The sequence below is a fragment of the Streptomyces sp. AB3(2024) genome (assembly GCF_041862025.1).
GTDB lineage: Bacteria > Actinomycetota > Actinomycetes > Streptomycetales > Streptomycetaceae > Streptomyces.
Window position 1 is genome coordinate 1 of the sequence record NZ_JBGWAB010000087.1, and the last position, 26838, is coordinate 26838.

Sequence of the window (26838 nt, forward strand, 5' to 3'; positions counted from 1 at the left end):
GCGACCACGAGCCGGAGCGGCTGAGCTGAGCCGCAGCGGAGGGTAGGGGTCGCCCCGAGGAACGAGGGGCGGCACCTGCCCGCAGCGGAGGCGAAGCCCAGCGCGACCACGGGCCGGAGCGGCTGAGCTGAGCCGCAGCGGAGGGTAGGGGTCGCCCCGAGGAACGAGGGGCGGCACCTGCCCGCAGCGGAGGCCCCTGAACGTAGCGGAGCGTGAGGGCTTCGTACGGCCCCAGCGTGGGCCCCCAGGCCCCGCAAGGGATCCTCTAGATCCATGCGCTGTACTGACGTCGAATCTAATCCGGTCGCGGCCGACCTGTGACCGAATCTCCCCCAGGATGTGACCTTTGTCCTGGGGGATCGGCATTTGCCCAGGTCAGACGCTATCCCCCCGAGGCCGCCAGGCCGAAAGACCTGTCCAATTCATGACGTAATGCACTGCACGCCATTCCCAGCACGGGACAAGCTGATGTAGGAAGTCGGGGGATCGAATCAATCAGGAGTTAGTCAGTGAGCGCCATGTCTCTTGCCCTGCTGCTGACCACGGCCGCTGCCACGGCCGTGGGCGCTGCTGCGCTGCACGCCGTCCACGGACTGCGCAAGCAGGTCACGGCCCTGCGCGGTGAGCTGACGGTGTCGGCACACCCGCGTGCCGCGACCGTCCCCCACGCCCGCACGGCCGGGACCTCCCCCGCCGCGGAGATACGAGCCGCCGTGGCCGAGGCCCTCGCCGAGGAGCGCGAGCGCGAGCTGGCCGAGGCGCGGGCCTTCTGGGCCGCGCAGGAGGCCCGCGACGCCGCCGACGCCCCCTCGCTGCTGGGCGGCCTGCCCGGCCTCGGTGAGGACGGCCCGGTCTTCCTGCCCCGGCAGGCGGACATGGTCGGCCTGGAGCCGGTCCTGGGCGACGACCTCGCCGACGAGTACCCGGAGGATTCGGCCGAACTGGCCGCGGCCCGCCGGCGTCACCCCTCGCACCCCGACTTCGTCCCGGTCCAGTCGCACCCGGGCGCCGACCACGAGCGCACGGTCAACCGCCTGGAGGAGCTCGCGGAGGCCCGTACGGCCCTCGCGGACGTCCGTCCGGGCCCCCTGGGCACCCTGGACGTGTACGTCTTCACGGACGGCACCACGCTGTGCATGACCCCGGGCCACCGGGAGACGGCGGAGCGCCTCGCGGAGGCCCTCCGTTCGGGCACGGCGCCCGTCCTGCTGGGCGGCTCGGGCATCTCCGGCGCCTACGCGCTGACCTTCTCCTGCGGCGACTCCGAGGACCCCGACAGCAACGTCTACATCCTCGCGGACCGCGTCATCGCATCGCTCTGACTTCCGCCCGCTCCACCAGCGCCACGGCCTCGTCCAGCAGCTCGGACGGGGCCTTCGCGTTCTCCCCGTCCCGCAGCGCGCCCAGCACCTCGGCGAGGTCCAGCCCGGTCACCGACACCTGGTCCCCCACGACGAAGATCCCGGCGTCCGGCACGAGCCGTTCCCGAGCCCGCCCCGAGGGGTCCTCCAGCCGCTGCGCCCGCAGGGCGAGCTCCCGGGCCAGGTCGAGCGCCTCGGCGGCGGCCCCGCGCTGGAGGCGGCTCTGCGGGGCGGCCCGCAGCCGGTCGGCGAAACGTTCCACGGCGTCCGTCAAGGGCGAAGTATCGAGCACCCGGCCGACCCTACGCGGCGCCACGGCACCATTGCCAACGGGCGAACTCTCCGGCACGGTGACGTGAAGGGAACAGCACGGCGATACCCCCGGAGGCGCCCATGTCCGCAGAGTTCTCCGAGCAGACCCACCGCAACATGATCGACAGAATCCCCCTGACCACCGGTCGTGAGATCTCCGACTGGCTCCGCACCGTCGACGAGGGCCCCTCCCTCCACCGGTTCGAGGAGAAGGTCAGCTGGCTGCGCGGCGCGCACGAGCTCTCGTACGGTCAGGCCAAGGCGATCATCCACGAGTACGACCTGCGCAGAGCCGCACGCCGGTTCGGCTGAGAGCCCCCACCTCCACCCGCTCCACGACGCGGGAAGGCCCCGCGAGCGGTCCGCTCGCGGGGCCTTCCCCGTACCGTGCCGTGCCCGTGGCGGTGCCTGCGGGCGGTCCGGCTAGTCGTCGCCGGAGAGGATCTGGAAGAGGCGCAGCAGCTCCAGGTAGATCCACACCAGGGTCAGGGTGAGGCCGAAGGCCGCCAGCCAGGACTCCTCGCGCGGGGCGCCGTAGGTCACGCCGTCCTCGACCTGCTTGAAGTCCATGGCGAGGAAGCAGGCGCCGAGGACGACGCCGAGGAGACCGAAGACGATGCCCAGGCCGCCGCTGCGGAAGCCGAGGCCGTCACCGCCGCCGAACACGGCGAACAGGGTGTTCGCCAGCATCAGCAGGACGAAGCCGAGGGCCGCGGCCATCACGAAGCCGGTGAAGCGGCGGGTGACGCGGATCCAGCGCATCTTGTACGCGAAGAGCACGGCGGCGAAGACGCACATCGTGCCGAGCACGGCCTGGACGACCACACCCGGGCTGATGTAGGTGCTGGTCACCATGCTGATGACGCCGAGGAAGACGCCCTCGAAGGCCGCGTAGCCCAGGATCAGCGCGGGGGACGGCTTGCGCTTGAAGCTCTGGATCATCGCGAGGACGAACGCGACGAGCGCCGCGCCGACGGCGAAGCCGTACGACTTGTTGACGTTCGCGGGGTCGACGGGAAGCGTGATCCAGGCCAGCGTCGCCGTCACGATCAGGGTGCCGAGCGTCATGGCCGTACGGCTCACGACGTCGTCGATCGTCATGGCGTTGCCGCGGACCGGCGCCGCCGGCATGCCGGTGGTGGGGTCGGTGGCGTAAGGATTCGTCGCGTATGGGTTGGTCGCGGTCCCGGCCTGGGCGTGCTGCGCCTCGAAGCCCGCGTAGCCGCCGTTGTCGCGGCTGAACCCCCGTCGCGAGAAGACCGGGTTACTGCTCCTCATCTCACTCCTCCATGGCCACCGTGCGCAGCCTTGTCACAAGAGTAATGTGCTCGCAAAGAAAGCACCCTACTGCTGGAGGAGGATCTTAGGAGGAGACGCGTCGAAGCGCCGTGAATAACGGGGACGGCTGCGGAAGTGCCCGGAGCCGGACTTGAACCGGCACGGCCCGAGGGCCAGCGAGGTTTAAGCTCGCCGTGTCTGCATTCCACCATCCGGGCAAGGCGCAGCGGGCCCCCGTGAAAATGCCTTGAACGCTGTGGCGAGCCTATCCGGATCCCCCTGCCGCCCAGACGGCCTTCTATCCGATGTTGTCTGATTTTATTGGTGATTGAGGGAGCGTCAGGGTCGATAAGTCACGGTCGGCACCGTTCCGGGCAACGCTCTCCCCCGACATGGGAATGACGTAATTTCGCTGCCCCGCGCCACCCCGCCCGCCACCCCGGGCCACCCCTTGAGCACGCCCCTGAGCACGCCCCGGCCACGCCCCCGGTCGCGCCCCCGTCCACGCCCCGGCCCCGTCGTCGCGGCCCCCCTCCGGGGCCGGCCGCGACGGCCGGTCCTCGGGGCTCCTGTCATACCAAAGGAGGAGGCGGACGCGCTCGCGATCAGACTCCAGTGGGCCGGAGAACGGGCACCTCGGCTGATCCCCGGCCCCGCCCGCGCGGTGAGGATGGAAGGGTCCCAGCCCCACCGCAGCAGCCGCCCGACAGGAGTCCTCCGTGACCGCCATGAACTACGCCCCGCACCACACCTCCCAGGCCGTGGCCGCCCGCGCCACGCAGCTCTCGAAGGTGTACGGCCAGGGCGAGACCCAGGTGGTCGCGCTGAACAACGTCTCCGTCGACTTCGCGCAGGGTCAGTTCACCGCGATCATGGGCCCGTCCGGCTCCGGCAAGTCCACCCTGATGCACTGCGTCGCCGGCCTGGACACCTTCTCCGGCGGCTCGGTCCGCATCGGCGACACCGAGCTCGGCTCCCTCAAGGACAAGCAGCTGACCCAGCTGCGCCGGGACAAGATCGGCTTCATCTTCCAGGCGTTCAACCTGCTGCCGACCCTGACCGCACTGGAGAACATCACGCTCCCGATGGACATCGCCGGCCGCAAGCCCGACCGCCAGTGGCTGGACACCGTGATCGCCATGGTCGGCCTCTCCGACCGCCTCTCCCACCGCCCCACGCAGCTCTCCGGCGGCCAGCAGCAGCGCGTGGCGGTCGCCCGCGCCCTGGCCTCCCGCCCCGAGATCATCTTCGGCGACGAGCCCACCGGAAACCTCGACTCCCGCTCCGGGGCCGAGGTCCTCGGCTTCCTGCGCAACTCGGTCCGCGAGCTCGGCCAGACCGTCGTGATGGTCACCCACGACCCGGTCGCCGCCTCCTACGCGGACCGCGTCATCTTCCTCGCCGACGGCACCATCGTCGACGAGATGCGCGAGCCCACCGCCGACGGCGTGCTCGACCGGATGAAGGCCTTCGACGCCAAGGGCCGTACCAGCTGAAGCGGCGCCGCCCGGCGGCCCCCCCGCAGCCCTCCGCACAGACTTCCAGCCCCAGGACTGAGATCCCATGTTCCGTACCGCCCTGCGCAACGTCCTCGCGCACAAGGCCCGGCTGCTGATGACGGTGCTCGCCGTCACCCTCGGCGTCGCGTTCGTCTCCGGCACCCTCGTGTTCACCGACACGCTCAGCAAGGCCATGTCCAACCAGTCCGCGAAGTCCTACGAGGGCGTCGCGGTATCCGTCACCGACTACGGCCGCGGCCGCGGCGAGGACGGCCAGAAGCAGGGCGACCCCGGCATCGGCCAGCAGACCCTCGACAAGATCAAGGCCGTCAAGGGCGTCGACTCGGTCTCCGGCCGCGTCCAGGGCTTCGCCGGCGTCGGCGACCAGAACGGCAAGCTGATCGGCAGCGGCTGGGCCAACGCCGGTGCCAACTTCGCCCCCGTCAAGGACGGCAAGGACCCGCGCTACACCTTCACCGACGGCGCCGGGCCGGTCGGGGACGACCAGATCGCCCTCGACAAGGACACCGCCGCCAAGGGCAAGTACCAGGTCGGCGACAAGGTCCGGGTCGCCACCAACGGCCCGGTCCGGGAGTTCACCCTCACCGGCGTCTTCACCACCGAGGACGGCGCCGTCAACGCGGGCGGCAGCCTCGTCCTCTTCGACACCAAGGTCGCCCAGGAGCTCTACCTCCAGCCCGGCTTCTACCGCGAGCTCTCCATCACCGCCAAGGCCGGCACCGGCGCCGACCAGCTGCTCGCCGACATCAAGCCGCTGCTGTCCAAGAGCGCCGACGCCAAGACCGGCGCCGCACTCGCCGCCGAGCAGGCCAAGGACATCGAGCGGGCCATGTCCGGCATGAGCACCGGCCTGCTGATCTTCGCCGGGGTCTCCCTCTTCGTCGGCATCTTCCTGATCTACAACACCTTCACCATGCTGGTCGCCCAGCGCACCAAGGAGCTGGCGCTGCTGCGCGCCGTCGGCGCCAACCGCGGGCAGGTCAAGCGCTCGGTCCTCGCCGAGGCCGGAGTCGTCGGCCTCATCTCCTCCGTCATCGGACTGGCCTGCGGCATCGGCCTCGCGGTGGCCATGCGCTCCGCGATGGGCCTCTTCGGCGCCAAGATCCCGGCCGGTCCGCTGATCATCGCCCCGGCGACCGTCCTCGTCGCCCTGGTCATCGGCGTCCTCGTGACCATGCTGGCCGCCTGGCTGCCCGCCCGCCGGACCGCCAAGATCGCCCCGGTCGCCGCCATGGGCAGCGCCCACCTGCCGGCCACCATGAAGTCCCTGGTGCTGCGCAACATCATCGGCAGCGTCCTGGCCGTCATCGGCGTCGGCGTGGTCCTGCTCGGCGCCGGTCAGAAGAGCGAGGGCCGCACCACCATCGCCGGCGGCGCGTTCTTCCTGGTCATCGGCCTGTTCGTCCTGCTGCCGATGCTGTCCCGCCCGGTCATCGCCGCGGTCCGCCCGCTGTTGGAGAAGGTGTTCGGCGTCTCCGGCAAGCTGGCCGCGCAGAACGCGGTCCGCAACCCGCGCCGCACCGCCGTCACCGCCGCGTCGCTGACCATCGGCCTCACCCTGGTCACCGCGATGTCGGTCATCGGCATCACCGTCGGCCAGGCCGTCGACAGGCTCAGCACCCAGAACATCAAGGCCGACTACCGGGTCACGATGGCCGGCGAGGGCATGAACCTCGACAAGTCCGTGCTCCCCGCCCTGGAGAAGGGCAAGGGCGTCACCGCCGTCTCCCCGAAGACCATGGAGATGGTCAAGATCGGCGACGGCCACCGGACGGTGAGCGGCGTCAACCCGGCCGCCCTCGACGCGGTGCTGAACGTGAAGACCACCGCCGGTGACCTCGCCTCCCTGGGCCAGGGCAAGCTGATGGTCTCCGCCAAGGAGGCCCAGAAGAGGGGTCTGTCGGTCGGCTCCACCGTCGACGCCGAGTACGACGACGGGCAGAAGGGCAAGCTCCAGGTCGGCGCCCTGTACGACGGCAAGAACCAGCTGGAGGACTACGTCCTCGACAACAGGATCCTCGCCGCGCACAACGAGTCCCAGTACCTGCCCGAGGTGCTCGTCAAGGTCTCCGGCGGCACCTCCGCCGCGGGCCAGCAGGCCGTCGTCGACGCCCTCGGCAAGAACCCGGCCATCAAGGTCTCCGACAAGGCCGACATGCGCAACGAGATGGCCGGCATGATCAACACCTCCCTGAACGTCATGTACGGCCTGCTCGGCATGGCGCTGATCATCGCGGTCCTCGGCGTGATCAACACCCTCGCGATGTCGGTCTACGAGCGCCAGCAGGAGATCGGCATGCTGCGGGCGGTCGGCCTCGACCGCGGCAAGGTCAAGAACATGATCCGCCTGGAGGCCGTCGTCATCTCGCTCTTCGGCGCGGTCCTCGGCATCGGCGTCGGCGTCTTCCTCGCCTGGGCCGGCGGCCGGACCATCGCGGGCTCCGTCCCGGGCTACGAGCTGGTGATCCCCTTCGACCGGATCGGGATCTTCTTCCTCCTCGCCGGACTGGTCGGCGTCCTGGCCGCCATGTGGCCGGCCCGCAGCGCCGCCCGGCTGAACATGCTGACCGCCATCAAGACCGAGTAGCGGACGCGGCTCACGCGCGCGAAGGGCCCCGGGGCACGCCCCCGGGGCCCTTCGGCGTCCGGTCTCCCGGTCACACCGCCCTACGCCGTCACGCGCCCCACGTACGCGCCCTCAGCGGCAGCCCCGAGGCCCCCGAGCCCCCGGGCCGCACCGCCAGGATCTGGTTGACCCCGAGCCGGGCGTGCTCGAAGCCGAGCGCGGAGGCCGCCATGTAGAGCAGCCAGACGCGGGCGCGGCCGGGCGAGGTGAGGCGTACGGCCTCCTCCCAGTGCTCCTCCAGCCGGGCCACCCAGGCCCGCAGGGTGAGCGCGTAGTGCTCGCGCAGCGCCTCCACGTCTCGGACCTCGAAGCCGGCCCGCTCCAGTTCGCCGACGGTCGTGCCGACCGGGGACAGCTCCCCGTCGGGGAAGACGTAGGCGTCGATGAACTCGTCGACCCGGTAGGCCTCTTCGTCGGCCTCCGGCGGACGCGCGATCTGATGGTTGAGCAGCCGGCCGCCGGGGGCGAGCAGTGCGTGCAGGGTTCGGGCGTACTCGCGGTAGCGCTCGGCGCCGACGTGTTCGGCCATCCCGATGGAGGAAATGGCGTCGTACGGGCCGTCCTTGACGTCCCGGTAGTCCTGAACCCGGATCTCGATCCGGTCGGTCAGGCCCTCCTCGGCGATCCGCTTGCGGGCGTAGGCGGCCTGTTCGCGGGAGAGGGTGACCCCGGTGACCCGCACCCCGTGCTCGCGGGCCGCGTGCAGGGCCATGGAGCCCCAGCCGCAGCCGACGTCGAGGAGCCGGTCGCCCTCCTTGAGGCCCAGCTTGCGGCAGACCAGGTCCAGCTTGTCGCGCTGGGCCTCCTCCAGCGTCCCGCCGGGGCTCCAGTAGGCGCACGAGTAGACCATCGAGGGCCCGAGCACGTGCTCGTAGAAGGCGTTGCCCACGTCGTAGTGGTGGCTGATGGCGTGGCGGTCCCGCCCCTTGGAGTGGGCCGGCCCGCCCCTGCGGACGGCCTCCTCGGCGGGCGGCGCGGGCGCCGCCCAGGGCCGGGCCAGGGCCACGAGGTCCCGTACGGCGGCCCGGCTCGCCGGATCGCGGAGTAACGCGGCCGTCCCGGCGGCGCCGGAGGGCAGCGCGGGCAGGTGGGGGCGCAGGGCGGTGAGCTTGCCCAGGCCCGTGCGGGGCGCGGGCGGGGCGGGGGCCTCGGCGGGCTCCCGCTCCCAGAGCAGTCCGGCCACCCGGTCCAGGGCCTCGAACAGGTCGCCGTCGACGGTCAGGTCCCCGGCGACCCAGGCGCGGGCCAGCCCGAGTTCCCCGGGCATCCACAGGACGCGGCGCAGTGCGCGCCGGTTTTCGATCACCAGGGTGGGGCCGGTGGCGGGACCGGCTTCGCTGCCGTCCCAGGCACGTATGCGGACGGGCAGGGGGGCGCCCAGCAGGGTTTCGGCAAGAGCGGCCAGCCGCGGCGCGGCGTCGGTCATCGTAGGCACCTCCATAAGTTCCGACCGAACGGCCTACCCGTTTCGGGCACGCGTCAATCAGAACCGGCACCGGGTACGCCGAAGGGGCCGCCCGCACCACGGATGGCGGGAGGCCCCTTCGGGGACGTACGGGTACTGCTCGGGTTCCTGCCGGCGGGTGCCGGGGGTCAGGAAGCCTTGGCCTTCTGGGCCGGAGCCGCGGCGGCGGCGGGGGCCGGAGCCGGCTTGGCGGCCTCGTAGAACTCCTCGCGCGGGGTCTCCAGCGCTCCGAGGGAGACGACCTCGCGCTTGAGGAACATGGCGAGGGTCCAGTCGGCGAAGACGCGGATCTTGCGGTTCCAGGTCGGCATGGCCATGCCGTGGTAGCCACGGTGCATGTACCAGGCGAGCCGGCCCTTGAGCTTGATCTTCGTCTTGCCCATGACGATCATCGCGACGCCCTTGTGGAGGCCGAGGCCCGCCACCGCACCCTTGTTGGAGTGCGAGTACTCGGACTGCGGGAAGCCGCGCATGCCCGAGATGACGTTGTCGCCGAGGACCTTGGCCTGGCGCAGCGCGTGCTGGGCGTTCGGCGGGCACCAGGCGTTCTCGACGCCGGCCTTGCGGGCGGCGATGTCCGGGACCTGGGCGTTGTCGCCCGCGGCCCAGATGTAGTCCGTGCCCTGGACCTGGAGGGTCGGGGCGGTGTCGACGTGGCCGCGCGGGCCCAGCGGCAGGCCGTAGCGGGCCAGCACCGGGTTGGGCTTGACGCCCGCGGTCCACACCAGGGTGTCGGAGTCGACCTCGAGGCCGTTCTTCAGCACCACGTGGCCGTCCACGCAGGAGTCCATGGAGGTGTTGAGGTAGATCTCGATGCCGCGCGACTCGAGGTGCTCCTTGCCCCAGGTGCCGAGCTTGGGCCCGACCTCGGGAAGGATCTTGTCGGCCGCGTCGACCAGGATGAAGCGCATGTCCTCGCGCTTGATCGTGGAGTAGTACTTCGCGGCGTCGCGGGCCATGTCCTCGACCTCGCCGATCGTCTCGGCACCGGCGAAGCCGCCGCCGACGAAGACGAAGGTGAGTGCCTTGCGGCGGACGTTCTCGTCCGTCGTGGACTCGGCCTTGTCGAGCTGCTCAAGGACGTGGTTGCGCAGGCCGATGCCCTCTTCGACGCCCTTCATGCCGATGCCCTGTTCGGCGAGGCCGGGGATCGGGAAGGTGCGGGAGACGGCGCCGAGCGCGATCACCAGGTAGTCGAAGGGCAGCTCGTACGCCTCGCCGACCAGCGGCGTGACGACGGCGACCTTGCGGTCCTGGTCGATGGTGGTGACCCGGCCGGTGAGGACCTCCGCCTTGGGCAGCACGCGTCGCAGCGGGACGACGACGTGCCGAGGCGAGATGCTGCCTGCGGCCACTTCGGGGAGGAAGGGCTGGTAGGTCATGTACGACCGCGGGTCGACGACCGTGACGGTCGCCTCGCCGTAGCGCATCTTCTTCATGATGCGCTTGGCCGCGTACAGGCCTACGTACCCACCTCCTACAACGAGGATCCTGGGACGCTCCGTGGTGCTCATGGAATGAGTATCCAGCACCCCAAGGGGTGACGCTCGTGAGCCCCTTCACAAGGTGACACACACCCTCTGCTACACTGCGCGGCCCACGTGACTCAGATCATGAGGCACAACGGGAACCGGAGTGGATCAAAAATCGTTGTTCACCCGTCCTGAACTGGCCTCCAGGGCCTGAACCGGACTGGACCACCGGTCTTCGTCCATACCTCTGATACGAAACCCGCAGCCCTACTTCTTCGCACAAACACACGGAGAAACGGCCTCGCGACCCCCGAGAACCCCTCGAAGGGCCCTTCCTGCGGCCCAACAGGCCTCTTTTCCTTGTGAAGAACTTCACGAAGTTCGTGCGGAGGAGGGGACTTTCGGCCTCCGCGAGCCCTCCGCCCGGTCTCCGCCCGGCCTCCGCTCGTTCCTCACTCGCCCCGACCACGACCACCCCATCGGGCGGAACACGATGTTCAGGCCCGGGGGCGGGCCCCGCCGTGGCCGTGGCGAGCGGTGTACACGGTCTTGCGTATGCCATGAGGGCGGCTGTGCGCAGGCGTGGGGCCGCAGTCAGGCCGCGGACCAGGCGATGCCGTCCAGCATCTCCGGCGAACCCGCATCGATTTGGCGCCGAGATGGGCACGTGTACACACCCACGCGTACACTAGGGCCATGAGTGAGAACGCTGTAACCGTGCGCGAAGCCCGTGCCCATCTCGCGGACCACATCAACCGTGCGGAACAGGGCGCGCCGACCATAATCACCCGCAACGGCGATCCGGTGGCTGCGCTGGTCCCCATCGCGGACTTCAACGCGCTCGAAGCGGCGGCCGACGAACTGCTCGCACGTGAAGCGGAGGCCGTGCTGGCCGAAGGCGGGCCGACCGTGACCATGGCCGAGCTTCTGGCCGATCTGTTCAGCGAACAGGGTGACGGCGCGGCGTGAAGTACGCGTTCCGATTCACCGCCGCGGCACAACGGCAGCTCCGGGCGATCGACAAGCCGGCCGCGATGCGCATCCTCGCCGCACTGACCTCGCTGGGAGACGATCCGTACCGCGAGGACGCCGACGTCAAGAAGCTCACCGGACCGTCCGGCCTCTACCGGCTCCGGGTGGGCAGTTACCGGATCGCCTATCAGGTCCTGGACGGCGAACTCGTCATTCTCGTCGTCAAGGTCGGCGACCGGCGAGACGTCTACCGCAACATCTGAGTCCGATGACGTCGGCGCCCCGGTCAGCTGACCGGGGCGCCGACGTACAGCGATTGTGCGGGTCAGAACCGCTGCTTGTCGGCCTCAGCCTCTTCCGCGGTCTTGAAGGCGATGCCGTCGAGGATGTCGTGCTCCGAGACGACGACCTCGGCCGCTCCCGTCCGCTCCATGATCGCGAGCAGGACCAGGGCGCCGGCGCCGATCACATCGACCCGGCCCGGGTGCATCACCGGGATCGCGGCGCGTTCGGCGTGCGTCGAGGCGAGCATCCGCTCGCTGATCTCGCGGACCCGCTCGTAGGGGATCCGGGAGTGGTGGATCGCCGACGAGTCGTACTCCGCCAGGTCCAGGGCGATCGCGGCGACCGTGGTCACCGAGCCCGCCAGGCCCACCAGGGTGCGCGCCTCGCCCAGCGGGACCGTCTCGGCCGCCAGGTCCAGGGCCGCCTCGATGTCGGCGCGCATGGCGGCGACCTGCGCGGCGGTCGGCGGGTCGGTGACCTGCCCGCCCACGACCAGGTGGCGCTCGGTCATCCGGACGCAGCCCACGTCCACCGAGCGGGCCGCCCGTACGTGCTCCTCGCCGACCACGAACTCCGTGGAGCCGCCGCCGATGTCCACGACCAGGAAGGGCCGCTCCAGGTGGGTGCGGCCGGTGAGCTCGCGGGTGGCGCCGGTGAAGGAGAATTCGGCCTCCTGGTCCCCGGAGATCACCTCGGGCTCCACGCCCAGGATGTCCAGGACGCCCCGGACGAAGTCGTCCCGGTTCTCGGCGTCCCGCGAGGCCGAGGTGGCCACGAAACGGACCCGCTCGACACCCAGATCCTTGATCACCGCGGCGTACTCGCGGCAGGCCGCGAAGGTGCGCTCCAGTGCCTCCGGGGCCAGCCGGCCGGTCCGGTCCACGCCCTGGCCGAGCCGGACGACCGTCATCCGGCGGTCCAGCTCGACCAGCTCACCGGTGGCCGGGTCGCAGTCCGCGACGAGGAGGCGGATGGAGTTCGTACCGCAGTCGACGGCCGCGACCCGGGTCACGCGTCGGCCTCCGCCTTCTTCTCCCCGCACGGGGTGACGCAGGCGCCCTTGGCCCACCACTCGGGCAGCATCGCCAGGGCCTCGTCGCCGAAGGGGTTCACGCCGGGGCCCGCGGCCAGCGAGTGGCCGACGAGCACGTGCAGGCACTTCACCCGGTCCGGCATGCCGCCGGCGCTGGGGAAGCCCTGGAGCACCTCGATGGCGTCGCGCCGGCGGATGTAGTCCTCGTGCGCGGCCCGGTAGGCGGCGGCGAGCTCCGGGTCCTCGGCGAGCCGGGCCTGCATCTCCTTCATCACGCCGTTGGCCTCCAGCGTGCCGATCGCGGAGGCCGCGCGCGGGCAGGTGAGGTAGTAGAGCGTGGGGAAGGGGGTGCCGTCGGGGAGGCGCGGGGCGGTCTCCACGACGTCCGGCTGGCCGCAGGGGCAGCGGTGCGCGATCGCGCGCAGCCCGCGCGGGGGGCGGCCGAGCTGCTGCTCGAACGCCTCGATGTCCTCGTCGTTCGGCTCGGTCCGGTCGGTCTGGGGCGGGGGCGTCTGCATGCCTGGAGGAAGTCTCTTCGTTCTCGTGGGTGGGTGCGGGACGGGGCGGTGCGGGGACGGGCGGGCGGGCTCAGTCGCCGGGGCGGTCGGCCTTGTCGACGCCGTCCCAGACGTTGGAGTACCAGGGGCGGTCGGATCCCGACTCCCCGCCGCGGCGGTGTTCCGCGGCTCCGGAGCCGGGGTCGGTCATGATGTAGCCGACCTCCCCCGGACGCAGGAAGTGCAGGTGCCTGCGCGCCTGCTGCTCCGCGTAGGCGGGGTCCTGCCAGCGGGCCTTCTCGTCCCGGAGCTGGTCGAGGCGCTTGCGCGCGTCGGCGGCGGCCCGCTGCTGGTCCGCGATCTCCGAGCGCTGGGAGACGTACTGGCGCATCGGATACGCGAGGGCGACGACCAGGGTACAGAGGACGAGCACCAGCAGGGCCGCCCGGCCGGTGAGCCGGCTGCGCCGGATGTGCCGGCGGGACTGTGAGCGGTAGACGTGGGCCGCGGTGCGCTCGCCGAGCTCCTTGAGCCTGGTCGCCGTCGAGAAGGTGGAGAACCGATCCCGGTTCCCGGCCATGGTCCCGCCTCCCCTGGTGCGTACTACGCAATACGTCCCCGCACACGGTACGGGACCGAGTGCGGGGACGTACGGAGGCCAGCGCCGAGAGGCGGTGATTAGCCCTTGAAGCGGGGGAAGGCAGAGCGGCCCGCGTACACCGCGGCGTCGTCGAGGATCTCCTCGATGCGCAGCAGCTGGTTGTACTTGGCGACGCGGTCCGAGCGGGCCGGGGCGCCGGTCTTGATCTGACCGCAGTTCACGGCGACGGCGAGGTCGGCGATGGTGACGTCCTCGGTCTCGCCGGAGCGGTGCGACATCATGCACTTGAAGCCGTTGCGCTGGGCCATCTCGACGGCGTCGAGGGTCTCGGTCAGCGAACCGATCTGGTTCACCTTCACGAGCAGGGCGTTCGCGGAGCCCTCCTCGATGCCGCGGGCCAGGCGCTCCGGGTTGGTGACGAAGAGGTCGTCGCCGACGATCTGGACCTTGGCGCCCAGGCGGTCGGTGATGGTCTTCCAGCCGGCCCAGTCGTCCTCGAACAGCGGGTCCTCGATGGAGACCAGCGGGTACGCCTCGACGAGCTCGGCGTAGTAGTCGGTCATCTCGGCGGCCGAGCGGGACTGGCCCTCGAACTCGTACTTGCCGTCCTTGTAGAACTCGGACGCGGCGACGTCGAGCGCGAGCGCGATGTCCTTGCCCGGGGTGTAGCCGGCCTGCTTGATGGCCTCGATGATGAGGTCGAGCGCGGCGCGGTTGGACTCCAGGTTCGGGGCGAAGCCGCCCTCGTCGCCCAGGCCGGTGGAGAGGCCCTTGGTGTGCAGGACCTTCTTGAGGGTGTGGTAGACCTCGGCACCCCAGCGCAGCGCCTCGGAGAAGGACTCCGCGCCGATCGGGGCGATCATGAACTCCTGGATGTCGACGTTGGAGTCGGCGTGCGACCCACCGTTGAGGATGTTCATCATCGGAACGGGCAGCAGGTGCGCGTTCGGGCCGCCGAGGTAGCGGAAGAGCGGCAGGTCCGAGGCCTCGGACGCGGCGTGCGCGACGGCGAGGGACACGCCGAGGATGGCGTTGGCGCCGAGGGAGCCCTTGTTGTCGGTGGCGTCCAGGTCGAACATGGCCTGGTCGATCAGGCGCTGCTCGGTGGCGTCGTAGCCGACGAGCTCCGGGCCGATCTGCTCGATGACGGCGAGGACGGCCTTCTCGACACCCTTGCCCATGTAACGGTTGGGGTCACCGTCACGGAGCTCGATGGCCTCGAATGCACCGGTGGAGGCGCCGGACGGAACGGCAGCACGGCCGGTGCTGCCGTCGTCGAGGCCCACCTCGACCTCGACCGTGGGGTTGCCTCGGGAGTCCAGGATTTCCCGGGCTACGACGACGTCGATGGACGGCACGAGCATCTCCTTCTGGGATGTGACGCTGGATGTGCGGTGGCGGGTGGCCGTGGGACGGCCTTGCCGACTAGAGCCTAACCGGCTCCGGGCACTGGGCCGGTCGCCGCCCGGGTCCTGGGACGAAAAAGGGCCCGAATACCCCTCTTCCCTGACATAAGACCCTCACCCGTTCGCCCTCGGCGGTATCCGCCGCAGGTCGGCGGCAGTGCACAACACACCGCCGCCCGGCGCGTGGAAGACGCGCCGGGCGGCGGGAAGCACTACGGGCCGGGCCCGGTGATGCGGTGTTACGAGGGAGTTCAGCTGAGCTTCAGCTTCTGCCCCGGGAAGATCATGTCGGCGTCGTCGACGATGTCCTTGTTGAGGTCGAAGAGCTTCTCCCAGCCGCCCTTGACGCCGTTGGCCTGGGCGATGGTCCCGAGGGTGTCGCCCTCCTTGACCTCGTACGAGCCGTTGCCGGTCTTCACGGTGCCGGCCCCGGGGGCCTCGGCCTTCGGGGTGGACGGCTTCGCCGGGGCGGGCTTGGACGGGGTCCAGTTGCCCGAGCCGGAGCCGGACGCCTTGGTCTCGGTGTCGGCCTTCGGGGTGGAGGGCTTCGCCGGGGCGGGCTTCGCCGGGGCCGGCTTGGTGTCCGGCTTCGGCTTCGACGGGGTGGTGGTCGAGCCGCCGCCGTTGTACGCGGAGTTGGACAGGCCGACGCCGCAGGACGGCCAAGCGCCCTTGCCCTGGCCCTTGAGGACCTTCTCGGCGATGGCTATCTGCTGGGACTTGGAGGCCTTGTTGGCCTGCGCGGCGTACGCCGTGCCGCCGTACGCGGCCCACGTGGAGGACGAGAACTGCAGGCCGCCGTAGTAGCCGTTGCCCGTGTTGATGGACCAGTTGCCGCCGGACTCGCAGGAGGCGACCTTGTCCCACTCGCTGACGGTGGCGGCGCTCGCGGAGCCCGCGGCCATCAGCGGGGCGGCGACGGCGACACCGGCGACACCGGCGAGCGTGACGATGCGGACGGCCTTGGAGCCGCGACGGTGCTTGCCCTTGCCGGAAAGCAGCATGGAGTTCTCCTCACCGACGCCTTCGAGGTGAGCTGTCGGGTTCGGGCGGATGAGTTGCCCGGTCACGTGTCGAGCACGTGGCTTAACCCCTAGCCGTTCGCGGCCGTCTCTCAACGGCCCTTCCCGGCGCCTACCTTGGTTCCCCCGCTCCTGCCTTCGGCGCTTGACGCGACGACTGTTCCCTCCGTCCGCCGGCAGGATTCGGCGATGCGGTCGAAGGAGCCCGCGGTGGCGAGCGATTCAGAAGGTAGGCAGGTCTCTCCCCGATGTTCAACGCGCGACATCAGGGAGAAACCGGCCTACTTGCATTCCTCAAATGGGCGTTTTCGCAGGTGAGGGCGGGGTTTGTGGAAGTTCCGGAATGAGACACGCCAGTTGACCGGAAGAGACGCATGTCTCATTTGCCGATAACGGACATTCAGGCCTTTCCGGATGCCCGAACTGCCCTTATTTCTTGGTTAGATCCAGATTCTGGCCGGGCTTGATGAGGTCCGCGTCCCCGCCGATGACCTGCTCGTTGGCCTGGTAGAGGGCGGTCCAGCCCCCCTTGAGCCCCTTGGCGTTCGCGATGTCGGCGAGGCTGTCGCCCGCCTTCACCGTGTACGTGGGGTCCGGGGTGCCCGACGGCGTGCCGGGCGCGGCCGGCACCTCGACGGCAGCCGGGCCGCGGTGCTTGCCCGCGCCCTCACCCTTCTCCGCGGCCGGAGAGGCCGGGGTGACGCCGGGGGTCGTCGGAACCGGGGAGGCCGTCGGGTCCACCGGGGCGGTCGGGCTGACCGGGGCCGTCGGGGAGACCGGGGCGGTCGGGTCCACCGGGGTGGTGGGGCTGACCGGGGGCGTGGTGGTCGGCGCGGTCGGGTCCGGGTCCGGCATGACGGGCAGTCCGGTGTTCGGGCCCAGCGGGTAGTCCGGCAGCCCGCTCGGGCTCGTGGACGGGGAGGCGCCCGGCTTCGCCGGCTGCGGTGTCGGGGCCCCGAAGTCGGTGGCGCGGCCGCTCGAACTCGAATCGGGCACGGCGCTGTCCGGCCGGGTCGGGGTGGGGGCGACGGGCCCGCGGCGGTTGCCGGGGTCCACCTGCGGGGCCGGACCCTGCTGGGTCAGCCCGGCCGAGGCGGAGCACAGCGGCCACGCCTGGGGGCCCTGGGAGGCCAGTACGGTCTCGGCGACCGCGATCTGCTGGGAGCGGCTGGCGAGGTCGGGGCGCTCCGCGTAGGCGAGTCCGCCCGCGTTCTTCCACTGCTCCAGGCTGAACTGGAGGCCGCCGTACGCCCCGCTGCCGGAGTTGGCGCTCCAGGTGCCGCCGCTTTCGCAGTCGGCGACCTTGTCCCACGTGGCGGTGTCGGCTGCGCTCGCGTTCGTGGCGGCGAGCAGCGGCAGGGCCAACGCGGAGCCGGTGACTCCGGCGGTGACGACCAGGGCTGGTACCTGGCGGGGGCGTCTGTGGCGGCCGTTCCCGGGAAGCATGTGGCTGCACCTTTCGCATAACGGCGGGGTAACGGCAGAACCTAGCCGCCTTCGAACGGATGTCACAAGTTCGGGCCGGGGCTGACTTCCGGTCAGCCGATCGGTTTCCGCCGCCGGGTTGCCGGACCCCGGTGTTTCAAGGTGTGAAGCGGACGGGGAGGGTGCGCAGGCCCCGCATGATGAGCCCGCCGCGCCAGCGCAGGTCCGTAGGGGGAACGGCAAGTTCCAGATCCGGCAGACGCGTCAGCAAAGTCGCGAGCGCCGTCTGGCCTTCGAGACGGGCGAGGGGGGCGCCGAGGCAGTAGTGGATCCCGTGGCCGTATCCGAGGTGCTGATTGTCACTCCGGGAGAGGTCGAGGGTGTCCGGGTCTGCGAACCGGGCGGGGTCGCGGTCGGCCGCCGCGAGGACCACCAGGACGGGATCCCCGACGGCGACGTCCTGCCCGCCGAGGGTCAGCGGCTCGGTCGCGAAGCGCCAGGTGGCCAGTTCCACCGGCCCGTCGTAGCGCAGCAGTTCCTCGACGCCGGTCTCCAGGAGGCCGCGCTCCCCCGCCGCGAGGGAGTCCTGCAGGCGCGCCCGCTGGTCCGGGTTCACGAAGAGGGCGTGCAGGCCGTTCCCGATCAGGTTGACCGTGGTTTCGAAGCCGGCGAACAGGAGGATGAAGGCCATGGCGGTGGCCTCCGTCTCCGTCAGGTGGTCCCCGTGGTCGCTCGCCCGGATCAGGTCCGAGATGAGGTCATTGCCCAGATCATCCCGCTTGCGGTGGATCAGTTCCCCGAGATAGGTACGGATCTGCTTCACGGAACGGGCCACACCGCCGCGCGGTCCCCCGCCGTGCCGGATCATCATCCCGGCCCAGTCGCGGAAGTCGTCCTGGTCCTCGCGCGGTACACCGAGCATCTCGCAGATGGCGTAGATGGGGAGCGGGAACGCGAACTCATGGATGAGATCGGCCTCCCCGCGCTCCGCGTCGCCCGCCTTCTCGACGATCCTGTCGATCAGGTGGTCGGTGAGCTCCTGCACGCGCGGGGTGAACTCGGCGACCCGGCGCGGGGTGAACGCCTTCGACACCAGCCGCCGCAGCCGGGTGTGGTCCGGCGGGTCGATGTTCAGCAGGTGCGTCATCAGCTCCGCCTTGCGCTCCCCCGGGATCCCGGTCTTCCCCTTGGCGTGCGCGGGTTCCGCGTGGTGTGCCGGGTTCTTGCTCAGCCGCTGGTCGGCGAGGGCCTGGCGGGCGTCGGCGTAGCGGGTCACGAGCCAGGCCTCGACCCCGCTGGGGAGCTTCGTGCGGTGCACCGGGGAGTGCTCGCGCAGCCAGGCGTAGGCCGGGTAGGGGTCGGTCGCGAACTCCCAGTCGAAGAGGGTCGGCCCCTGGGAGGGGGAACCGTCGGCCGCGGGAGTGGAGGTCTGCTCATGCACCTGACGACGTTATCCCGGCCGGAAGCCGCGATCCCATATGGGCGGTTCGTCGCGGCTGTCCGTAGATGGCCCATCGCTTGACCTCGGCTTCCACGACATTCCTACTTTCGGATTTGTGGACGTGAGGATCTTGAAAAGCAGTTTCGCGGTGGTGGAGAGACGGGCCGAGCACGCGGTCAAGTTCTTCTACTCCCACCTCTTCTGGCACCACCCCGGACTCCGCGCCCTCTTCCCTGCCTCCCCCGAGGAAATGGAGCGCCAGCGCGACCGCCTCTTCGCCGCGCTCACCCACGTCGTCGCGGAGCTGGAGAGCGAGACCCTCCTCCCCTATCTACGCGACCTCGGACGCGACCACCGCAAGTTCCTCGTCGGCCCCGAGCACTACGCGGCCGTCGGCGCCAGCCTCCTCGCCGCCCTCGCCCAGACCTCCGGCGAGGCCTGGACCCCCGTCGTCGAGAAGGCCTGGACCGAGGCCTACCAGGTCATCGCCGACGCGATGACGGCCGGCGCCGCCGTGAGCGCGGAGCCCCCCTGGTGGGACGCCGAGGTGGTGCGCCACCTGCGGTACGGAGAGGACATCGGCGTGCTCACCCTGCGCCCGCACGTCCCGCTCCCCTACCGGCCGGGCCAGTACGTCAGCGTGAGCAGCGAACGCGTCCCGAGGACCTGGCGCACGTACTCCCTCGGCAACGCGCCCCGCCCCGACACCACCGTCGACCTGCACGTGAGCCGTATCGAGGGCGGCCGGCTCAGCACCACGCTGGTCCGCGACGTCCGGCCCGGCGAGCTGCTGCGGCTCGGCGCCCCGGGCGGCGCCCTGGTGCTGCGCCGCGAGGACCGGCCCGTCACCCTCATCGCCGCCGGCACCGGGTGGGCGCCGGTCCGGGCCATGCTGGAGGACCTCGTGGCGCACCCTCCCGATCAGGACGTGCGCCTCTTCGTGGTCGCCCGGGACGGCGCACACCTCTACGACCGCCCGCTCATCGACGGGTACGCCGCCTCCTGCCGGTGGCTGTCCGTCACCTACATCACCCCCGCGCCCGGACGGCACCGCAACCAGGCCACCGGCCGGCTGGCCACCGCCCTCGGCAACCGGGCCCTGTGGCGGGAGCAGGACGTCCACCTCAGCGGCCCCGCACGGTTCGTGGAGGAGACCGCGGGTCTCCTGGAGGAACTGGGCGCCCGTCCCGACCGGCTCTTCCACGACGCCGTCCCCGCCTCCGCCGCCGCGCGGACCCGGCCCCTGGGCTTCGGCGAGTGGTTCCTGGGCCGCCCCGACCCGCACTGGCACAACCCCGCGGGACGCGCCCCGCGCGACACCCGCTGAACCGGGCGCCGCCGCCCGCCCACCGCCTGCCGTCCTACCGCCTGCCGCCCGCCGCCCTGCCGCCCGCGGACCCGGGCCGCCGGCTCAGCCGACGCCCTCGGCCACCCTGATCGCGTCCCGGTACGCGCGGGCCGCCGCGCGCAGCGCCGTCTCGGGGTCGGTCCCCGCCGCCTCGGCGCGCGCCGCCAGCGCGAGCAGTTCGTAGCCGACGCCCTCGCCACGGGGCAGTTCCACGTCGATGCCGCCCGCCCGGACCCGGCCGGCGAGCTTGGCCGCGAGCGCGAGCCCCGGCTGGCCCAGCGGGATCCCGTCGGTGACCGACTCCCGCTGCTTCTCGACCGCCTTGGTGGCCTGCCAGTGCGCGCTGACGTCCTCCGGGGAGTCCGCCCGGGCGTCCCCGAAGACGTGCGGGTGGCGGCGGACCAGCTTGTCCACCAGGTCTCCCGCGACGTCGTCGATGGAGAAGGCCGCCTCCCGGCCTTCCCCTTCCCCTTCCCCTTCTTCCTCTTCCTCTTCCCCCGCTTCCGCCCGGCCGGCCTCCTCGGCGATGCGGGCGTGGAAGAACACCTGGAGCAGCACGTCGCCGAGCTCCTCGCGCAGCGCCGCGCGGTCGCCGTCCTCGATCGCCTCGACCAGCTCGTACGCCTCCTCGATGGCGTACTTCACCAGCCCCTCGTGGGTCTGCCGGGAGGTCCACGGGCATTCGCGCCGGACCCGGTCCATCACCTGCACCAGGTCGAGCAGGCGCGCTCCGGGCAGGTCGTAGGAACCCGGCAGCAGTTCCAGGTCGGGCATGCTGACGCGGCCGGATCCGGCCAGACGCGCCAGTCCGTCCGTGAGCCGCTGGTCGCCCTCGCCGCCCGGGATCACCACGACCGTACGGCCGCCCGCGCACGCGTCGACGAGCCCGTGCGCGTCGGGCACCTCCCGCGCCACCTCCACCCCCGCCTCGCGCAGGTACGGCAGCTGCGGGTGGGCCGGATCGGCGCACAGCACCAGGTCCGCGGCGCGCAGGGTCCGCCAGGCCGGCCAGGAGAGCAGGCCGGGGGCGACCCGGTGGCTGGCGGTCAGCAGGACGATCCGGCCGGGGCCGGCACCGGCTTCGGCGGGGGCACCGGCGCGGGCATCGGCGGAGGCGGCGGGGGCGGGTTCGGCGGTGTGGTCGGTCACCCTCCGAACCTACCTCCGCCCGCGCGCGTCAGGCTCCGGCGGGGCCCGCCTGCTCGGGGCGGGTCCGCTGGGTGATCCACGGGGTCTGCTGGTCACCGAGGATGATCTGCTGCGCGTCCCAGCGGCCGTAGCGCGGGTTGACCTCGATGTGCAGGGCCTTCGCCGCCTGCCCGAGCTCGGCCAGGGCCTTGTCCTGGCTGCCGTAGTGCGCGAAGAGCTTGTCGCGCAGCAGCTTGAAGCGGGTGTCCGCCTCCAGCTGGTCCGGCGCCAGCTGCGCCTGCTGCAGCGCGGCCGCCGCGAGCTCCTTCTCCCCGCCCGCCTGCTGCAGCTGCGCCTTGCGGACCTCTTCGATCTCCCGGGTGTTCACGCTCAGGCCCGCGTCGTCGGCGGCCCGCTCCAGGACGGCGGTCTGGATCATCTTGTTGAGTTTGAGGCGCTCCAGTCCGGCGGTCGCCTCGATGAGCTGCGCACCCTGCCCGGAACGGTTCTGCGCCGTACGGACGTCGTTGACCTGGGCCTGGAGCGCGGAGGTGGTGATGCGTTCCCCACCGACGACGGCCGCCGTGCCGGGGCGCGTCCCGCCCGAACAGGCGGCCAGGAGGGGGGCCGCCGCGAGGAGGGCGGCGGAGACGGAGAGCGCTGTGCGACGGTGCAAAGGAGCCTCCAGGGCCGGGAGATTGTGCGTCGGTGCACAAGGGCCGTGCGGTGATCGATGGTATGCAGTCAGGGTGGTACGGGCCACCGCTTCGACCAACGATTCGGGGGGTGTTGGGGTGCGAGTTCACCCCCCGGCCACCGCCCTGCCCACCGTTCCTGGGATGGTCGCTCCACCATGTCGACACAGCAGCTCGCCCCGCACCGCGTCCCCGACCGCCCCGTCCCCGCTCGCCCGCGCCGCTCCGCGCGGCGGGCCGGCCTGGTGGGGGCGGCGTTCGCGGCGCTGGTCACCGTCGTGGCCGTGTGCGGCGGGGACGCCACCGCGCGGGTCTTCCCGTACGGGCCCCGCCACCGCAGCGTCAACGACCTCGGCAACCAGTTCGTGCCGTTCCACGCGCACCTGTGGGACCTGCTGCACGGGCAGGCGCGGGGCGGTCTCCTCTTCAACTGGCAGTCCGGGTACGGGACCAGCTTCCTGCCCGACCTGGGGACCTATCTGACGAGTCCCTTCGCCGTGCTGGTGGCGCTGTTCCCGCGCCAGGACATCGACCTCGCGGTGTACGTGGTCACCGTGCTCAAGACGGCGGCCGCGGCGGCGGCGATGGCCTGGCTGCTGCGCACCCAGCGGCCGGGGCCCTGGTGGGCCGCGGGACTGCTGGGGGCCTCGTACGCGCTGTGCGGCTGGTCGGTGATCGAGGCCTCCTACAACCCGATGTGGCTGGACGGGCTCATCGCCTTCCCCCTGCTGTGCCTCACCGGCGAGTGGGCGCTGCGCGGGCGGCGGCCCGTACTCGGGGTGCTGGTGGTGGCGGTGGGCTGGACCGCGAACTTCTACACGGCGTACATGGCCACCCTGGGTGCGGCCCTGGTGCTGGTGGTGCGGGTGGTGCTGACCCGGGAGGGCGTACGCGAGCGGGCCAAGGTGGTCGGGCGGGCCGCGGGGACCGTGCTGGTGGGGATCGGGCTGGCCGCGCCGGTGCTGGTGCCGCTGTTCCTGAGCTCGAAGCAGGCCTATCCGGGGTGGTCCCGCCCGTTCGGTCCGGTGCCGTGGTCCGACCTGTTCGCACGGCTGATGCCGGCGACGTACTCCTTCAACTCCCCCGCGGTGTTCGTGGGCACCGGGACCCTGCTGCTGGTCGCGGCGCTCCCCTTCCACCGGGCCCTGCCCGCCCGGACCCGGTGGTGGTGGGCGGGGCTGGTGACGGCGGTGCTGCTGTCGCTGCAGTGGGAGCCGACCCACCTGGCCTGGCACCTGTTCGCCACCCCGAACGGGAGCGCCTACCGGCAGACCTTCGTGCTGGCCGGGATCGTGGTGATCGCCGCCTGGACGGGGCTGGCGGCCGGACTGCCCTCCGGGCGGGCGCTGGCGGCCGGGGCCGCGGTGCTGGCGGCGGCCGGGCTGTGGGCGAGCGGCAGCGCCCTCACCACCACCTGGGGGTACGCCCTGTCCGCCGGCGGGCTGGCGCTGACGGCCGGGGCCTGGTGGGCGCTGCGCCGGCCGCGGCTGCTGCTGCCCGCCGCCGGTCTGCTGGCGGCGGTGCTGGTGGCGCAGGCCGCGGCGACGACGGCGTACGGCCACAAGGGCAAACTGGCCGGGCTGGACGACTACCCGTCCTGGAACGCGGCGCACACCCGGCGCGCCGAGGCCCTCGCGGGCGCCGAGGGCTGGCCCGCGTACCGCACCGACGCGGGCCGGCCGGCGCTGTCCGGCAACGATCCGATGCTGCTGGGCGGCGAGGGCGGCTCGTACTACAGCAGCCACACCCCGGACGTGTTCACCCGCACCATGCAGGCGCTGGGCGCGGGCTGGACCTCGCGGGGCCGCAACGTGCAGAGCATCGACAACCCGGTGACGGACGCGGTGTTCGCGGTCGGCGCGCGCCTGGAGCCCGACGGCACGATCGCCCGCGCCGAGGTCCCGCCGCTGGTCACCGTCCACCCGGCGGGCCCCGAACCGGCTTACGGGGAATCCCCCTTCGCCAACCAGGAGCTGCTGCTGGGCGCGAAGGTCTACGAGGACCCGGTCGCGCCCGGCGTCTGCCGGGCGGGGACGGAGGCCTACCTGTGGGCCCCGGAGTACAACGCCACGGCCCGCCTCGCCGGTGGCCGCCCGTTCCGGCTGAACGGCAGCGCCCCCCGCAACCGGGCGGCGCTCCAGCCGCTCGGGCTCTCGCGCGGGCCCGCCTCCAGGCTGATCTTCGACCGGCCCGCCCCGCCGCTGTGGGAGCTGTCCTGCCTGGACCGGCCCCGCCTGACGGCGGCGGTGTCGGCCCTGCGCGCCACGGCCGCCACCTCCGTACGGGTCACCGCCTCGGGCCTGCGCGCCACCCTGCCGCCGGGCAGCCGGGGCACGGCCGTGGTCGCGGTCCCGGCGATCGCGGGCTGGACCTGCGACGGCCGCCCGGCCCGGTCCCGGCTCGGCCTGCTGGCCGTCCCCGTGGACGGCCGCACCACCACCCTGAGCTGCTCCTTCCGCCCCCCGGGCCTCGTCCCGGGCACGGCGGCGGCCGGCCTGTCGGCGCTGGTGGTGCTCGGCCTGGCGCTCGGGCGCCGGCGGCGGGTGCGGTGACGCGGGGATCCTCTGCGCCGGGTCGCCCGGTCCCGGGAGCGCGGTCCCGGTCCCGGCCGGGGGGTCAGCGCACCTGGCCCAGCCACTGCAGGGTGCGGCGGACGTCCACCGCGAGGGGGTGGCCCGGCCCGTGGACGCGGTCCGTGTCGTACAGGAGGCGGACCAGGGTGTCGTGCGCCGCCGGGCGGTCGCCCAGCGACAGCAGCAGGTGCGCTATCCGGCGGCGGACCTCCAGCGGGAGCCCCGGGTCCGGGTTGGCGTAGTGGTTTTCGAACAGGGGCAGCAGCGACCGGTACTCGGCCAGGGCCGCCGCCGGCTCGCCGAGCTGCTCCAGGCACTGCGCGGCGTCGTAGCGCAGGCGCAGCGCCTGCGGGTCCCCGGCCGGGAACTCGTCCGCGAGGCGCCGCAGTTCGGGCAGGGCGCGGCGGAACTGGCCGTCGTCCATCAGGGTGGCGGCGTACTGCTTGCGCAGCGAGCGGACCACCGGGGAGTGCTCGCCGTGCTCGGCGGCCGCCGCCGGGAGGATCCCGCCGAGGATGTCCACGGCCCGGGTGAGCTGTCCCTGGTCGAGCAGCTTGCGGGCCTCGTCCACCGCGCCGGGGACGTCCGGCCGGGGCGGCGCGGGCGGGTCGGCCGGCCGGGGCGGGACGACGGCGGCCCGGTCCGGCCAGGGCGCCTGGGGGCGCAGGAAGGGGCGGGTGGGGTCGAGGGGGCCCGCCGGGGAGCGGCTGCCGCGGGCCGGGAGCAGGGGTTCGAGGGCCTCGTAGACCTCCTGCGCCGAACCGGGCCGGTCCTGCGGGTCCTTGGCGAGCAGGCGCAGCATCAGCGCCTCCAGCTCCGGCGGGATCTCCGGGCGCAGCGGACGCACCGGGGCGGGGGGCTCGTAGAGGTGGCGGTGCAGGACGCCGAGGGCGGTGGATCCGGCGAAGGGGACGTTGCCGGAGAGGAGTTCGTAGAGCAGCACGCCGAGGGCGTACAGGTCGGTGTAGGGGCCGACGGCGCCGCCCATCGCCTGTTCGGGCGCCATATAGGCGGGGCTGCCGATCGGGGAACCGGTGCTGGTGAGGCGGGTGGTGTCGGTGTCCATCACGGAGGCGACGCCGAGGTCCAGGACGAGCACGGTCCCGTCGGGCCGGATCATCACGTTGCGGGGCTTGAGGTCGCGGTGGACGATCGGCACCGCGTGCACGGCGGAGAGCACGGCGCACAGCTGCGCGACCACCGCGACCGCCCAGGGCCACGGGTACGGGTCGTGCCCGGCGAGGTGGTCGGCGAGGTCGGAGCCCTCGACGTAGCCCATGACGAGGTAGAGCTCGTCGCCGTCGTTGCCGGCGTCGTGGACGGTGACCAGCCCGGGGTGGTCGACCTGGGCGGTGACGCGGCATTCGCGCACGAAACGGCGGCGCAGCTCCTCGGCGACGGTGCCGGGGCCGGCCACCCGGTCGGGGCGCAGCAGTTTGACGGCGACGCGCCGGTCCAGGCGGCGGTCGTAGGCCGTCCACACCTGGCCCATGCCGCCCTGGCCGAGGACGGCGGCGAGCTGGTAGCGCTCGCCGATCAGGCGTTCGCTCTCGGTCACCGGTTCGGGTCCTGGAACGCCGTGCTGTTCGGGTCCTGGTAGGGGCCGCCGGGCTGCGGGGGCTGCTGGGGCCGCGGCGGGTGGGCCGGGCCCTGACCCGGTCCCTGACCGGGGCCCTGGCGGCGCAGGAGCTCGCTGAGTTCGTCGAGTTCGGCGCGCACCTGCCCGAGGCGCGGCGGCGTCTGCGGGGGAACCTGCGGGGGCGTCGGCGCGGGGGCCGGGTTCCGCACGGGCGGGTAGCCGTAGGAGGGGGTGGTCTGCTGCTGCCCGCCGTACGGGGCCTGCGGGCCCGCCGGGTACCAGGGCGCGGCCCCGGCGGCCGGGGCGGGGCGCTTGTTCTCGTGGTGGCGGATGTCGGCGACCAGGTGGTACACGCAGATCGCGAAACCCATGAAGATCGAGCCACCGGCGCCGAGGTTGCCCTGCCAGCCGTTGACCTCGGCCGTGGGGTCCATCTCGATGAGGGTGAGCCAGACGATCGACAGCACCCCGCTGATGACCAGCAGCGCCCAGTCCCGCCCCTTGCGGGTGAGGATCGCGAGCCGCAGCATTGACCCCCAGGCGAAGAACCCGCAGCTGAGGAGCGGCAGCGCCGTGAACAGCACGCGCAGCGTCATCTCGCTCCCGGAGAGGGAACGGTGGCCGTGGGGGCCGTGCTGCGGCGGGAGGCCGGGGCCGTGCATCGCTGCTCCTGACGAGGCGTACGGAAGGGTGCTGGTCTGAGCGTATACAGCCTTTCCGGCCGTCCGTGAGGGGAAGGCCCCAACCGTTGCAGGGTCGCAGCCCGGCCGGTCCGGGACGCCGCTTCCGCCCGACCGGC

23 protein-coding genes, 1 tRNA gene and 1 riboswitch are annotated in these 26838 nt (G+C 72.1%); of the genes, 8 read left to right on the forward strand and 16 right to left on the reverse strand.

The genetic code is table 11. The features are described from left to right. The first annotated feature begins 518 nt into the window (after positions 1-518). Positions 519-1322: a hypothetical protein gene (locus tag ACEPPI_RS27595; RefSeq protein WP_280917517.1), complete on the forward strand. Its 804-nt coding sequence runs from the start codon at positions 519-521 to the stop codon at positions 1320-1322. Here ACEPPI_RS27595 and ACEPPI_RS27600 read toward each other — a convergent pair. Next, complete coding sequence (locus ACEPPI_RS27600) at positions 1306-1653, reverse strand: hypothetical protein (protein ID WP_373917974.1); 348 nt, start codon at positions 1651-1653, stop codon at positions 1306-1308. The genes ACEPPI_RS27595 and ACEPPI_RS27600 overlap by 17 nt on opposite strands. A 101-nt stretch (positions 1654-1754) precedes the next feature. Here ACEPPI_RS27600 and ACEPPI_RS27605 point away from each other — a divergent pair, with 101 nt between their 5' ends. Continuing rightward, positions 1755-1985: a DUF4287 domain-containing protein gene (locus tag ACEPPI_RS27605; RefSeq protein WP_373917975.1), complete on the forward strand. Its 231-nt coding sequence runs from the start codon at positions 1755-1757 to the stop codon at positions 1983-1985. Between the two features lie 111 nt (positions 1986-2096). On the opposite strand, the gene ACEPPI_RS27610 is transcribed toward ACEPPI_RS27605, so the two are convergent. Together ACEPPI_RS27610 and ACEPPI_RS27615 are read right to left on the reverse strand one after the other, a co-directional pair. Next, positions 2097-2951, reverse strand: coding sequence for a Bax inhibitor-1/YccA family protein (locus ACEPPI_RS27610; RefSeq protein WP_285528008.1), 855 nt, complete (start codon positions 2949-2951; stop codon positions 2097-2099). Positions 2952-3087: 136 nt separating this feature from the next. Then, positions 3088-3169 (reverse strand) — tRNA-Leu (locus ACEPPI_RS27615). Between the two features lie 510 nt (positions 3170-3679). On the opposite strand from ACEPPI_RS27615, the gene ACEPPI_RS27620 reads away from it, so the two are divergent. Both ACEPPI_RS27620 and ACEPPI_RS27625 read left to right on the forward strand, forming a co-directional pair. Then, entirely contained in the window at positions 3680-4447 is a 768-nt protein-coding gene (locus ACEPPI_RS27620) for an ABC transporter ATP-binding protein (RefSeq protein ID WP_373917997.1), read from the forward strand. A gap of 67 nt (positions 4448-4514) precedes the next feature. After that, entirely contained in the window at positions 4515-7058 is a 2544-nt protein-coding gene (locus tag ACEPPI_RS27625; RefSeq protein ID WP_373917976.1) for an ABC transporter permease, read from the forward strand. 88 nt (positions 7059-7146) lie between these two features. Here the strand turns inward: ACEPPI_RS27625 and ACEPPI_RS27630 are convergent, their stop codons facing one another. Both ACEPPI_RS27630 and ACEPPI_RS27635 read right to left on the reverse strand, forming a co-directional pair. Next, positions 7147-8523, reverse strand: coding sequence for a class I SAM-dependent methyltransferase (locus ACEPPI_RS27630; protein WP_373917977.1), 1377 nt, complete (start codon positions 8521-8523; stop codon positions 7147-7149). A 167-nt stretch (positions 8524-8690) separates the two neighbouring features. Next, positions 8691-10076 (reverse strand): NAD(P)/FAD-dependent oxidoreductase, encoded by a 1386-nt coding sequence (locus ACEPPI_RS27635; protein WP_373917978.1) that lies wholly within the window; start codon positions 10074-10076, stop codon positions 8691-8693. Positions 10077-10730: 654 nt separating this feature from the next. Here ACEPPI_RS27635 and ACEPPI_RS27640 point away from each other — a divergent pair. Next, a complete protein-coding gene (locus ACEPPI_RS27640) occupies positions 10731-11003 on the forward strand; it encodes a type II toxin-antitoxin system Phd/YefM family antitoxin (protein WP_373917979.1) in 273 nt (90 codons plus the stop codon). Then, positions 11000-11269, forward strand: coding sequence for a type II toxin-antitoxin system RelE/ParE family toxin (locus ACEPPI_RS27645; RefSeq protein ID WP_373917980.1), 270 nt, complete (start codon positions 11000-11002; stop codon positions 11267-11269). Before ACEPPI_RS27640 ends, ACEPPI_RS27645 begins: the two co-directional genes overlap by 4 nt. Positions 11270-11331: 62 nt before the next feature. Here ACEPPI_RS27645 and ACEPPI_RS27650 read toward each other — a convergent pair whose 3' ends face one another. The 7 genes from ACEPPI_RS27650 to ACEPPI_RS27680 form a co-directional block, all read right to left on the reverse strand. Beyond that, positions 11332-12303: an exopolyphosphatase gene (locus ACEPPI_RS27650; RefSeq protein ID WP_373917981.1), complete on the reverse strand. Its 972-nt coding sequence runs from the start codon at positions 12301-12303 to the stop codon at positions 11332-11334. After that, positions 12300-12842 carry a DUF501 domain-containing protein gene (locus ACEPPI_RS27655; protein ID WP_373917982.1) on the reverse strand — a complete coding sequence of 181 codons (543 nt, stop codon included), beginning with the start codon at positions 12840-12842 and terminating at the stop codon, positions 12300-12302. The genes ACEPPI_RS27650 and ACEPPI_RS27655 overlap by 4 nt, the downstream gene beginning before the upstream one ends. A 70-nt stretch (positions 12843-12912) precedes the next feature. Further along, entirely contained in the window at positions 12913-13401 is a 489-nt protein-coding gene (locus tag ACEPPI_RS27660; RefSeq protein ID WP_373917983.1) for a septum formation initiator family protein, read from the reverse strand. A 98-nt stretch (positions 13402-13499) separates the two neighbouring features. Further along, the gene (eno, locus tag ACEPPI_RS27665; RefSeq protein WP_030028493.1) at positions 13500-14786 is read right to left on the reverse strand and encodes a phosphopyruvate hydratase; all 1287 of its coding nucleotides are present in this window, start codon (positions 14784-14786) and stop codon (positions 13500-13502) included. 293 nt (positions 14787-15079) lie between these two features. Next, on the reverse strand, positions 15080-15832 hold the full coding sequence (locus tag ACEPPI_RS27670) for a transglycosylase family protein (protein ID WP_373917984.1): 753 nt from the start codon (positions 15830-15832) through the stop codon (positions 15080-15082). Positions 15833-15834: 2 nt separating this feature from the next. Continuing rightward, positions 15835-16004, reverse strand: a riboswitch (cyclic di-AMP (ydaO/yuaA leader). A 275-nt stretch (positions 16005-16279) separates the two neighbouring features. After that, positions 16280-17296: a transglycosylase family protein gene (locus ACEPPI_RS27675; RefSeq protein ID WP_373917985.1), complete on the reverse strand. Its 1017-nt coding sequence runs from the start codon at positions 17294-17296 to the stop codon at positions 16280-16282. A gap of 136 nt (positions 17297-17432) precedes the next feature. Next, a complete protein-coding gene (locus tag ACEPPI_RS27680) occupies positions 17433-18716 on the reverse strand; it encodes a cytochrome P450 (protein WP_373917986.1) in 1284 nt (427 codons plus the stop codon). 121 nt (positions 18717-18837) lie between these two features. Here ACEPPI_RS27680 and ACEPPI_RS27685 point away from each other — a divergent pair, with 121 nt between their 5' ends. Continuing rightward, entirely contained in the window at positions 18838-20043 is a 1206-nt protein-coding gene (locus tag ACEPPI_RS27685) for a globin domain-containing protein (RefSeq protein ID WP_373917987.1), read from the forward strand. Positions 20044-20127: 84 nt separating this feature from the next. Here ACEPPI_RS27685 and ACEPPI_RS27690 read toward each other — a convergent pair whose 3' ends face one another. Both ACEPPI_RS27690 and ACEPPI_RS27695 read right to left on the reverse strand, forming a co-directional pair. Continuing rightward, positions 20128-21213, reverse strand: a complete 1086-nt coding sequence (locus ACEPPI_RS27690; RefSeq protein ID WP_373917988.1) for a nucleoside triphosphate pyrophosphohydrolase — start codon at positions 21211-21213, stop codon at positions 20128-20130. A 28-nt stretch (positions 21214-21241) separates the two neighbouring features. Further along, positions 21242-21868 carry a SurA N-terminal domain-containing protein gene (locus tag ACEPPI_RS27695; protein ID WP_373917989.1) on the reverse strand — a complete coding sequence of 209 codons (627 nt, stop codon included), beginning with the start codon at positions 21866-21868 and terminating at the stop codon, positions 21242-21244. Positions 21869-22045: 177 nt separating this feature from the next. Between ACEPPI_RS27695 and ACEPPI_RS27700 the strand changes: the two genes are divergently transcribed. Next, complete coding sequence (locus ACEPPI_RS27700) at positions 22046-24439, forward strand: YfhO family protein (RefSeq protein ID WP_373917990.1); 2394 nt, start codon at positions 22046-22048, stop codon at positions 24437-24439. 64 nt (positions 24440-24503) lie between these two features. On the opposite strand, the gene ACEPPI_RS27705 is transcribed toward ACEPPI_RS27700, so the two are convergent. Together ACEPPI_RS27705 and ACEPPI_RS27710 are read right to left on the reverse strand one after the other, a co-directional pair. After that, complete coding sequence (locus ACEPPI_RS27705) at positions 24504-26018, reverse strand: protein kinase (RefSeq protein ID WP_373917991.1); 1515 nt, start codon at positions 26016-26018, stop codon at positions 24504-24506. Then, the gene (locus ACEPPI_RS27710) at positions 26015-26701 is read right to left on the reverse strand and encodes a hypothetical protein (protein WP_373917992.1); all 687 of its coding nucleotides are present in this window, start codon (positions 26699-26701) and stop codon (positions 26015-26017) included. Before ACEPPI_RS27710 ends, ACEPPI_RS27705 begins: the two co-directional genes overlap by 4 nt. Positions 26702-26838: the final 137 nt, after the last annotated feature.

Coding starts and splice junctions, on each gene's coding strand:
- ACEPPI_RS27620 (WP_373917997.1), top strand. CDS start 3,680: ATGAACTACGCCCCGCACCACACCTCCCAGGCCGTGGCCGCCCGCGCC.
- eno (WP_030028493.1), bottom strand. CDS start 14,786: ATGCTCGTGCCGTCCATCGACGTCGTCGTAGCCCGGGAAATCCTGGAC.
- ACEPPI_RS27635 (WP_373917978.1), bottom strand. CDS start 10,076: ATGAGCACCACGGAGCGTCCCAGGATCCTCGTTGTAGGAGGTGGGTAC.
- ACEPPI_RS27660 (WP_373917983.1), bottom strand. CDS start 13,401: ATGGCCGGGAACCGGGATCGGTTCTCCACCTTCTCGACGGCGACCAGG.
- ACEPPI_RS27670 (WP_373917984.1), bottom strand. CDS start 15,832: ATGCTGCTTTCCGGCAAGGGCAAGCACCGTCGCGGCTCCAAGGCCGTC.
- ACEPPI_RS27625 (WP_373917976.1), top strand. CDS start 4,515: ATGTTCCGTACCGCCCTGCGCAACGTCCTCGCGCACAAGGCCCGGCTG.
- ACEPPI_RS27595 (WP_280917517.1), top strand. CDS start 519: ATGTCTCTTGCCCTGCTGCTGACCACGGCCGCTGCCACGGCCGTGGGC.
- ACEPPI_RS27710 (WP_373917992.1), bottom strand. CDS start 26,701: ATGCACGGCCCCGGCCTCCCGCCGCAGCACGGCCCCCACGGCCACCGT.
- ACEPPI_RS27640 (WP_373917979.1), top strand. CDS start 10,731: ATGAGTGAGAACGCTGTAACCGTGCGCGAAGCCCGTGCCCATCTCGCG.
- ACEPPI_RS27675 (WP_373917985.1), bottom strand. CDS start 17,296: ATGCTTCCCGGGAACGGCCGCCACAGACGCCCCCGCCAGGTACCAGCC.
- ACEPPI_RS27605 (WP_373917975.1), top strand. CDS start 1,755: ATGTCCGCAGAGTTCTCCGAGCAGACCCACCGCAACATGATCGACAGA.
- ACEPPI_RS27655 (WP_373917982.1), bottom strand. CDS start 12,842: ATGCAGACGCCCCCGCCCCAGACCGACCGGACCGAGCCGAACGACGAG.
- ACEPPI_RS27700 (WP_373917990.1), top strand. CDS start 22,046: ATGTCGACACAGCAGCTCGCCCCGCACCGCGTCCCCGACCGCCCCGTC.
- ACEPPI_RS27610 (WP_285528008.1), bottom strand. CDS start 2,951: ATGAGGAGCAGTAACCCGGTCTTCTCGCGACGGGGGTTCAGCCGCGAC.
- ACEPPI_RS27630 (WP_373917977.1), bottom strand. CDS start 8,523: ATGACCGACGCCGCGCCGCGGCTGGCCGCTCTTGCCGAAACCCTGCTG.